Annotated in this window: 8 protein-coding genes, 1 tRNA gene and 2 pseudogenes; 8 read left to right on the forward strand and 3 right to left on the reverse strand. The window is 39.6% G+C overall.

The features are described 5' to 3' along the window. Positions 1–210: 210 nt before the first annotated feature. The 3 genes from QVP90_RS06065 to QVP90_RS06075 all read left to right on the forward strand — a co-directional run bounded on the left by QVP90_RS06065 (position 211) and on the right by QVP90_RS06075 (position 2,389). The gene (locus tag QVP90_RS06065) at positions 211–1,254 is read left to right on the forward strand and encodes an SPOR domain-containing protein (RefSeq protein ID WP_264380851.1); all 1,044 of its coding nucleotides are present in this window, start codon (positions 211–213) and stop codon (positions 1,252–1,254) included. A 31-nt stretch (positions 1,255–1,285) separates the two neighbouring features. After that, complete coding sequence (locus QVP90_RS06070; protein WP_007481012.1) at positions 1,286–1,813, forward strand: FHA domain-containing protein; 528 nt, start codon at positions 1,286–1,288, stop codon at positions 1,811–1,813. 429 nt (positions 1,814–2,242) lie between these two features. Then, the gene (locus tag QVP90_RS06075; RefSeq protein ID WP_005931831.1) at positions 2,243–2,389 is read left to right on the forward strand and encodes a hypothetical protein; all 147 of its coding nucleotides are present in this window, start codon (positions 2,243–2,245) and stop codon (positions 2,387–2,389) included. A gap of 302 nt (positions 2,390–2,691) precedes the next feature. Here QVP90_RS06075 and QVP90_RS06080 read toward each other — a convergent pair whose 3' ends face one another. Both QVP90_RS06080 and QVP90_RS06085 read right to left on the reverse strand, forming a co-directional pair. Then, a complete protein-coding gene (locus QVP90_RS06080) occupies positions 2,692–4,131 on the reverse strand; it encodes a tagaturonate reductase (protein ID WP_005931835.1) in 1,440 nt (479 codons plus the stop codon). 32 nt (positions 4,132–4,163) lie between these two features. Continuing rightward, on the reverse strand, positions 4,164–5,225 hold the full coding sequence (locus QVP90_RS06085; RefSeq protein ID WP_005931837.1) for a LacI family DNA-binding transcriptional regulator: 1,062 nt from the start codon (positions 5,223–5,225) through the stop codon (positions 4,164–4,166). A gap of 197 nt (positions 5,226–5,422) precedes the next feature. On the opposite strand from QVP90_RS06085, the pseudogene uxaC reads away from it, so the two are divergent. Beyond that, positions 5,423–6,718: pseudogene (uxaC, locus tag QVP90_RS06090) on the forward strand (glucuronate isomerase); the annotation flags it as partial. 1 nt (position 6,719) lies between these two features. Then, a pseudogene (locus tag QVP90_RS06095) lies at positions 6,720–6,941 on the forward strand (glucuronate isomerase); the annotation flags it as partial. Positions 6,942–7,033: 92 nt separating this feature from the next. On the opposite strand, the gene QVP90_RS06100 reads toward QVP90_RS06095, so the two are convergent. Next, positions 7,034–7,432 (reverse strand): BT0820 family HAD-type phosphatase, encoded by a 399-nt coding sequence (locus tag QVP90_RS06100; RefSeq protein WP_021935930.1) that lies wholly within the window; start codon positions 7,430–7,432, stop codon positions 7,034–7,036. A 101-nt stretch (positions 7,433–7,533) separates the two neighbouring features. On the opposite strand from QVP90_RS06100, the gene QVP90_RS06105 reads away from it, so the two are divergent. From QVP90_RS06105 to QVP90_RS06115, 3 genes are all read left to right on the forward strand, one after another. After that, a complete protein-coding gene (locus tag QVP90_RS06105) occupies positions 7,534–8,916 on the forward strand; it encodes an MFS transporter (RefSeq protein WP_007481007.1) in 1,383 nt (460 codons plus the stop codon). A gap of 88 nt (positions 8,917–9,004) precedes the next feature. Next, on the forward strand, positions 9,005–9,808 hold the full coding sequence (locus QVP90_RS06110) for an MBL fold metallo-hydrolase (RefSeq protein WP_005931850.1): 804 nt from the start codon (positions 9,005–9,007) through the stop codon (positions 9,806–9,808). Positions 9,809–9,896: 88 nt separating this feature from the next. Next, positions 9,897–9,969 (forward strand) — tRNA-Lys (locus tag QVP90_RS06115). Positions 9,970–10,104: the final 135 nt, after the last annotated feature.

Genomic DNA, 10,104 nt, shown 5'->3' on the forward strand with positions numbered 1-10,104 from the left:
TCAAAGTGTTGCGGAATTAAGGTATACTATTCTTTTTTTCTCTAATTTGTATTATTTTATATTTAAAACTTAGTCTTGATAAATTTATTGCATTCGTAGTATAATTTTTTACTTTAATTATTTTAATCATATAAAATTGATTAACTTGTGTTTTGAATAAATTATGTGAATTTCTGGCATATCTCCAATAAAACACCTAATTTTGTACTCATGATTGAATTAGCACAGCACATAGAAGTCTTGTTATTAGAGAATGATTGCGTAATCGTTCCCGGATTTGGAGGTTTTGTAGCATACTATACCCCTGCAATGCGGGTTGAAGGAAACACTTTCCTCCCTCCTACTCGCACCATCGGTTTTAATCCGCAGTTAAAGTTGAATGACGGATTGTTGGTACAATCATATATGGCTGTGTATGACACGAACTTTTCGGATGCTACTAAGATAGTAGAAGAAGAAGTGGCGGAGTTGATTGCGGTGCTTCATAAAGAGGGAAAGGTAGACTTGGTAAATGTAGGAGAATTGAGGTATACGATTCATGGTGCCTATGAATTTATTCCTTATGAGAACAGAATTACTACACCTTATTTATATGGACTTGATTCTTTTGAGATGAAAGAGTTGGCAGTTTTGCATAAGCCGGAAGAGAAAGTGTTGATTCCTGTGGCAGCTCAGGAGAGAACAAAGCCATATGAAATTAGGATAAATCGCGCTGTTTTGCGTAATGCCGTCGCTATGATAGCTGCAATTGCGTTATTTTTTGCGTTTTCTACTCCAATAGAGAATACGGCTGTTGAAAAAGATAATTATGCCCGGTTACTTCCGATAGATTTATTTGAAAAAATCGAGAACCGATCTGTAGTGATGACTCCTGTTGAGGTGAAACAAGAGACGAAAAAAAGTGTGACAACGGCGAAGATATCGCATGGGGCTACCTCTTCTGAAAAAGAAACAGGAAAAAGGGCAACGAAACCTCTGGTGGTGAAAGAAGTAAAGGTTGTTAAACCTGTAGCAGAGAAGCAGATGGAAGATAATTATCACATAATCGTAGCCGGAGGTATTACTTTAAAGGATGCGGAGATAATGGCTGAGCAGCTTAAGGCGAAAGGATTTCCTAAAGCTAAGGTTTTGAATAGTGATGGTAAAGTTCGTGTAAGTATCATGTCGTATGCTACTCGTGAGGAAGCTATGAAGCAACTTCTGAAAATAAGAGAGAATGAAGCTTATAAAACGGCATGGATGTTGGCTAAATAAATATGATTCCCCTATTTCCCTATTATAAAATATGAAACGAGTTCGTTGTCCTAAATGTGAGAATTATCTGTCTTTTGATGAAACGAAATATACCGAAGGTCAATCTTTGGTTTTTGTTTGTGAGCATTGTGGTAAGCAGTTTAGTATCCGTTTAGGGAAAAGTAAGGTGAAAGCCTCCCAGAAAGAAGAAGTATTGAACGAGGATGCTTGTAAGGGTGAGTTTGGATGTATTGTTGTTATTGAAAATGTATTTGGATTCAAGCAGATATTGCCTTTGCAAGAAGGAGATAATGTAATTGGACGCCGCTGTGTCGGTACAGTTATAAATATGCCGATTGAAACCGGTGATATGAGCATGGATCGTCGTCATTGCGTTATTAATGTGAAGCGGGATAAATTAGGAAAGTTGGTCTATACTCTTCGGGACGCTCCCAGTCTTACAGGTACTTTCCTGATGAATGAGGTTTTGGGTGATAAAGATCGTATCCGTATAGAAGATGGGGCTATTGTGACTATCGGCGCTACTACTTTTATACTTAGAGCGGCAGAATCAGAATGAACATCGTTCTGATTTTAACATTGTTAATCCCGTTTCTTGCATATTATTTCTTTTCTTGCAAAACATTTATTCTTTGTCTGTAAAGAAGCGTATTCTTGCCGGCAAAAGATTGTATTTAACATGGTGTTAATATTAATTTCTTGTACAAAGGAAATACGGCTCTTTTTATCTTTGATATTGATGATGTATATGGTTGATATATATATGATTATCTCGTATATGATTAACCTTTCTTTTTTTCTCCGAAGTTTAAAGAAGCGTTTGGAAAAAGAAGCGTTTGGTTTATACTTATCGATTTAGCAATTTAATTTTTTACCTATTGACATCGATAAAATTATCTGGTATGTGATGATGGCTGATGTATTGTGTTTGAACAAACTTGGTTCCTGTTTGTTCTTTGGCATATAAAATCACTAAACCCTAACGAAAATGAAAGAGAAAAACAGAACATGGATTATTATTGCCATTATCATAGCAGTGTTGTTGTTAGGCTATTGGGTATTGTCTTCTCCGAGAGTTGAAAAAGATGTGAACCAACAGTCGAAAGAAGTTATTGAAGACCTTACAATCGATTGATTTTTTAGAATTTGTTTAAATTACGCTCTGCATTATTTTGAAGGCTATTTTTGAGGATGTTTTTTTGTTTTTAGGAGGATAGCAGGTTATTCTGACGGTGAAAACAGAAAAGCAGATTGAGAATAAATTTAAAATAAACTGATAAAACTTTTTAAAGGAAAATTTAAACAGTCTCTATGATTAAGTGAGAAAGAGCAGCTCCCATAGTGAAAAGACTGCTCTTTTTTTGTTTAATTGAGACCGGTTTCTTTTTATAGACAATACTTAAAAGATAAGGCGGACTTTTATGCATTCTCGGTTGTTTAGAGAATGCTTTTTACTGTTTCCAACATACCTTTTTCTTGAATAGAATCAAGATCGGTTTTCACTGCATCAGTCAATCCCGGTATATTGTTCAAGTTTTCACCCCAGATGAATTCTGCGCCCAGTACACCTTCTGCAACTTTTCGGGTACAACCTGTTGCCCATAAGTCTTTCAATAGATTCATTATTTCCGGAGCATCATTTGGTACGATTTCAGCACCATCGGCACGAACACCGCCTTTGTAATAAGTAATGATAGCTGCCAGTCCAAGTACCAATCCTTTGGGAAGTTCACCCTTACGTTCCAGGTAAGTTTTCAATCCCGGAAGGTCACGAGTTTGATACTTGGGGAATGAGTTCAGCATAATGCTTGTTACGGCGTGATCTACAAACGGATTATTGAAGCGTTCCAATACGTCATGGGCGAATTTGTCCAGTTCATCTTTCGGCAGATTGAGGGTTTCCATCAACTCGTCGAACATCACTTTGTGGATGTATTGGCCTACCACTTCGTGTTGGCAGGCATCTCGTACGATATTGATTCCCGACAAGTAAGCTACGGGAGACAACACCGTGTGCGGACCGTTCAACAATGTCACTTTGCGTTCGTGGTAAGGTGCTTCGGACGGAACGAACAGTACGTTTAATCCCGCTTTGTCAGCAGGGAATTCTTTCGCAATTTCTTGCGGTGCTTCAATTACCCACAAATGGAATATTTCAGCCTGAACAACCAGGTTGTCGTCGTATTGCAGTTTTTCTTTGATTGCATCGATGTCTTTACGGGGGAATCCCGGAACAATACGGTCTACCAATGTTGCATATACGCCGCAAGCTTCTTCAAACCATGTTTTAAATTCCTCTCCGAGGTTCCATAACTCGATATACTGATAGATTGTCTCTTTTAATTTATGGCCGTTAAGGAAAATAAGTTCGCATGGAAAAATGATCAGACCTTTGCTCTTGTCTCCGTTGAATGTTTTAAAACGATGATATAGCAGTTGGGTCAATTTGCCCGGATAAGAAGAGGCGGGTGCATCGTCCAATTTGCAAGATGGATCGAAAGCGATACCGGCTTCGGTGGTATTAGAAATAACAAAGCGCATTTCCGGTTGTTCTGCCAACTTCATAAATTCGGCATTTTGCGTATAAGGATTTAAAGCACGGCTGATGACATCGATCATTGTCAGGCTGTTTACGACTTCGCCTTTATCCAAGCCTTGCAGGTTTACATGATAAAGATCGTCCTGTGCATTTAGCATGTCTACCATACCTTTGTCGATAGGTTGAACTACTACTACGCTACTATTGAAATCGGTTTTTTCATTCATGTTGTAGATAATCCAGTCTACGAATGCACGTAAAAAATTGCCTTCACCAAATTGGATAATACGTTCCGGGCGTTGGGCCTTAGGAGCTGTTTCTTTGTTTAATGCTTTCATGTTAATTGAAATTATAAAATTAATATGTTATGTTATTCAAACTCAAAGTAGAAATCAATGTTTTCTTTTAAGAGAATATCGATCGGCATATATTTCAGTGGTTCGACCGGTCTTTTAAATACGATATCGTCACATAGTGTTTTTACGCCGCAATAGCCTTGTAAACCAGGGCGTTGTCCGAGCAGATAAGTGACTTCTCCCGACTTTAGCAGTTCCACATTGTCCTTCAAAAGGTCGTATCCTATCAAACCTTTCATTCTTTTACCTTTTTTGTGCAGATAATTTCCTACCTGATAAACCCGGGAATTGAAGGCTCCTCCCAATGTTGCTTTGGGATGTTCCGAAAAAAAGACATCCAGTATTTCGTCATTCTGCTCCGGATTCTCTTTATTGAGTATCACATCGTAGGTTATCGTATCTCTATGTTCTTCGGCCAAATAACTCATGAAACCTTCCAGGCGGCGTTGCATCTGTATTTCTGCCGGATTTTCTTTATTGTTGTTTAAGAATAAGGCTATCTCCTGCCCTTCCGAATAGTTTCGCATTAATATTTTGGCAGCGATATATCCGCTTTTATAGGAATCTTGTCCGATATATATCAGTGGTTTGGCTTCTTGTATGTCAAAGTCGATAAATGCAAAAGGTATTTTCTTCTTTTTTAAATACTCAAGCATGGGGAGGGTGTCTTCTCTGAAGTTAGGGGCAAGCAGCAGTGCATCTGTATCACTGTTCTCTATTGTTTTGCATGCTTCCTGATAAGAACTGCGATCTCCATGTGTGTAATACAGGTAGTCGACGCTCACATTGAAAGGGCGTAGCTCCTGTCGGGCGCGTTCGATACCAGTTGCTACGGAATGCCAATAATCATGTTCATTATAATGAGGTATCATGCAGGTAATTACATACTTCTTTTTGGCGGCCAGTCCGATGGCAAATACGTTGGGCTGATAATTGATTTCATCAAGCACCTTTTGTACCTTCTCTTTGCTTTTCTCGGAAACATCCCCGCGATTATGCAATACTCTGTCTACTGTACCGGCAGAAACTCCTGCCATACGGGCTATATCTTTAATGGTGTAGTTCTGGTCTTCCATAGCTCTAAAACTTAAATATTATAAATATTCGCTGCAAATATACGAATTATTTTGTTTCTACAAGTAATTTTTCTACTTTTGTGTTCGATAACGGTTAATAAAACTAAAACAAAAATCAAGCCTATTAGCTTTACAATCAATACTATATAGGTTACGATATAGGAAGTAATTATTTTTTATATTTAAAACACAGTAGAATGAAGAACTTTATGGACGAGAACTTCTTGTTGCAAACAGAAACTGCACAGAAGTTGTATCACGAACATGCGGCTAAGATGCCAATTATTGATTACCATTGCCACTTAATTCCTCAAATGGTTGCTGATGATTATCAGTTTAAATCACTGACTGAAATCTGGTTGGGCGGCGACCATTATAAATGGCGTGCAATGCGTACCAATGGTGTAGACGAACGTTATTGTACAGGTAAGGATACTACTGATTGGGAGAAATTTGAAAAATGGGCAGAGACTGTTCCTTACACATTCCGTAATCCGTTGTATCACTGGACTCATCTTGAACTTAAAACAGCGTTTGGCATTGATAAGATTCTGAATCCGAAGACAGCCCGTGAAATTTATGATGAGTGTAACGAGAAGTTGGCTTTACCGGAGTATTCCGCTCGTGGCATGATGCGTCGTTATCATGTAGAAGTGGTTTGTACTACTGATGATCCTGTTGATTCATTGGAATACCATATAAAGACTCGTGAAAGCGGATTCGAGATAAAGATGCTTCCCACATGGCGTCCGGATAAGGCAATGGCAGTAGAGGTTCCTGCTGATTTCCGTGCCTATATGGAAAAACTATCGGAAGTTAGCGGCGTCACCATTTCCGGATTTGATGATATGGTGGCTGCTTTGCGCAAACGCCACGACTTCTTTGCCGAACAAGGATGTAAATTATCCGATCATGGTATTGAAGAGTTTTATGCAGAAGATTATACAGATGCAGAAATCAAAGCTATATTTAATAAGGTGTATGGCGGTGCCGAATTGACCAAAGAAGAAATTCTGAAATTCAAATCGGCTATGCTTGTCGTATTCGGTGAGATGGATTGGGAAAAAGGTTGGACTCAGCAGTTCCATTATGGTGCTATCCGTAATAATAACAGCAAGATGTTTAAGCTTCTTGGTCCGGATACGGGCTTCGACTCAATCGGTGAATTTACTACGGCAAAAGCAATGTCTAAGTTCCTCGACCGATTGAATTCGAATGGAAAATTGACAAAGACTATCCTTTATAATTTGAATCCATGTGCAAATGAGGTCATTGCAACGATGTTAGGTAACTTCCAGGATGGTACGGTAGCCGGAAAAATCCAGTTCGGTTCGGGCTGGTGGTTCCTCGATCAGAAAGACGGTATGGAGAAACAGATGAATGCTCTTTCCGTACTGGGTCTGCTGAGCCGTTTTGTAGGTATGTTGACGGACTCTCGTTCATTCCTCTCCTATCCGCGTCATGAATATTTCCGCCGTACATTATGTAATCTATGCTCTTTCTGTATTGGGTTTACTGAGCCGTTTTGTAGGTATGTTGACAGACTCGCGTTCTTTCCTCTCCTATCCGCGTCATGAGTATTTCCGTCGTACGTTGTGTAATCTGGTAGGCCGTGATGTAGAAAATGGTGAAATTCCGGTTTCCGAAATGGAACGTGTTAATCAGATGATTGAAGATATCAGCTATAATAATGCGAAAAACTTCTTTCAGTTCTAAAAATAATACAGGCAAGACAAACATGCCCGTATAGATAGTAAAAAAATACCGCAAGTAGGATTAGAAGTCTCTTGCGGTATTTCTTTTTTATGTTAAAACCATTTTCTTTTCTTCTTGACCGGTTCTTGTTTGTGTATTTCGGCAAAGGTCTTATTTCCCTTTATCATTTGATAAATTACTCCCCAATCGGGAAGACCTCCCAAGTTGCGGTCATCTATAAACATTTCCGCATTCAACTTACGGGAGCGGTCACCTTTGGGAGCGTCGTCTTCCGGATAATCGCTATTGACTGCATAAAACTCGAGTCCCCGTGCTTTGCACCATTCTACGGCTTCTTCTAACAGTTTTCCTTCGCGTACGCTCCACAATATCAGCCAATGTCCCTCTTGTTGCAGCATTTTTAAAGTATCGATGGCAAAAGGAATTTCTTTACCGATTTGTGGATAACGATGTTCTACAATTGTTCCGTCAAAGTCTACAGCTATTTTCATTTTATCATTTCTTTGGTGTTATAGCGGACAAATATACAGACAAATAGCTGAAAAAAATATATCTTTGCACTGAATTAACACATTAAATATAAAAAATCTACATGAACAATTCCCCTAAAAGTGCTGCCAAAGGGTTCACAAGAGCTTTCTGGGTCAGCAACACAGTCGAACTGTTTGAACGCATGGCTTACTATGCCGTGTTTATCGTTCTCACGATCTATTTGTCCAGTATTTTAGGATTCAATGATTTAGAAGCAAGTATGATATCCGGTCTTTTTTCCGGCGGGTTGTATTTGCTTCCTATTTTTTCGGGAGCTTATGCCGATAAGATAGGTTTCCGCCAGTCGATGATCATTGCCTTTTCGCTTCTTTCCATCGGATATTTAGGGTTAGGTACATTGCCTACTCTTCTTGAATCGGCCGGGCTGGTGACTTATGGCGAGGTGACACGTTTTTCCGGTTTGCCGGATAGTAATGCGCGATGGATGATTGTGCCTATTCTGACGATCTTAATGATCGGTGGTTCTTTTATTAAATCCATCATATCGGCTTCTGTTGCCAAAGAGACAACCGAAGCTACACGTGCACGCGGATATTCCATTTTCTATATGATGGTAAATATCGGCGCTTTCACCGGTAAGACTATTATTGACCCGCTAAGGAATCTGATTGGAGAGCAAGCATATATCTATATTAATTATTTTTCGGGTGCAATGACCATTTTGGCTCTTCTGGCGGTAATCCTTTTTTATAAATCGACACATACGGCGGGAGAAGGAAAAAGCATGCGTGAGATCGGGCAAGGTTTTTTGCGGATTATCACTAACTGGCGCCTGCTTATCTTGATCCTTATTATAACCGGATTCTGGATGGTGCAGCAGCAATTGTATGCTACAATGCCGAAGTATGTTATCCGTATGGCCGGTGAAACGGCAAAACCGGGTTGGATTGCCAATGTGAACCCTTTTGTCGTAGTCTGTTGTGTTGGATTTATCACCCGTTGGATGGCTAAACGTACGGCTATCACTTCTATGAATATCGGTATGTTCCTCATTCCGATTTCGGCATTATTGATGGCATTGGGCAATCTGCTTGGCAATGATGTCATTTCCGGTATGAGCAATATTACCTTGATGATGATAGCCGGTATTGTGATACAGGCATTGGCAGAGTGTTTTATCTCTCCGAGATACCTTGAGTATTTTTCGTTGCAGGCGCCTAAGGGGGAAGAGGGTATGTACTTGGGATTTAGTCATCTGCACTCTTTTCTCTCCTCTATTTTCGGTTTTGGGCTGGCAGGTGTGCTGTTGACTAAATATTGTCCGGATCCTGTTTTGTTTGAGTCTCGTGAAGCATGGGAGGCTGCCAGTGTGAATGCTCATTATATCTGGTATTATTTTGCAGGTATCGGATTGGTAGCTGCTATCGCACTTCTTATTTTCGCTAAAATCACCCAATCCATCGACAAAAAGAAGAAAGCATAAAGCTAATTATCTTCTTTTTTATGTATATTTGCCGTCACTTTGCCACAAAAGTTGACGGCAATTTGCATTTTAAAGAAGAGGATAAAACATGAAAGTAAGATTTATAAGCCTGGCAAGTGGCAGTAGCGGAAACTGTTACTATCTGGGTACTGATACATATGGAATATTAATTGATGCCGGTATTGGAATACGAACGATAAAGAAAACACTAAGGGATATCAATGTAGCGATGGAGTCGATACGTGCCGTATTTGTGACTCATGACCATGCCGATCATATCAAAGCCGTGGGGCATTTGGGTGAAAAGATGAATATTCCGGTTTATACAACGGCCCGTATTCATACCGGAATCAACAGGAGTTATTGTATGACTGAGAAGCTGCACTCTTCCGTGCGCTATCTGGAAAAGGAACAACCGATGGAACTGGAAGATTTTCACATAGAGTCTTTTGAGGTTCCGCATGACGGGACGGACAATGTGGGCTATTGCATTGAAATAGACGGGAAGGTGTTCTCTTTTTTGACTGACCTTGGAGAGATAACCCCTACTGCCGCCAAATACATCCGGAAAGCTAACTATCTGATTCTTGAAGCCAACTATGATGACGAGATGCTGAAAATGGGATCTTATCCCCAATATCTGAAAGAACGCATATCAAGTAATACGGGGCATATGAGCAATCTGGCAACAGCCGAGTTTCTTGCTGAGAATTTCACTGAACATTTACATTATATATGGCTTTGCCATCTCAGCAAAGACAATAACCATCCGGAATTGGCATATAAAACAGTGGAATGGAAATTAAAGAATAAAGGTATCATTGTAGGGAAGGATGTGCAACTGCTTGCGTTAAAGCGGAGTACGCCGTCCGAACTATATGAGTTCGAATAAAGCCTGCAAAAAGTGACTAAAAAGTTTCTCTTTTGTTTGGCTAAATAAAATAAAAAATCTACCTTTGCAACCGCAAAAGAAAAGATAAGCACTCTTAGCTCAGTTGGTAGAGCAACTGACTCTTAATCAGTGGGTCCAGGGTTCGAATCCCTGAGGGTGTACAGGTAATTTGATAAGTTTAAAGAATCCGTTGTATTTCAAATAAATACAACGGTTTTTTTGTATCCTCCCCTTGTACTTCTTGTGCCGGACAGAAGAACATAGGATCAACGTAAAAACCTGAGGGATTTTCTTTT

The sequence above is a fragment of the Bacteroides sp. CAG:189 genome (genome assembly GCF_000432295.1).
GTDB classification, from domain to species: domain Bacteria; phylum Bacteroidota; class Bacteroidia; order Bacteroidales; family Bacteroidaceae; genus Bacteroides; species Bacteroides salyersiae.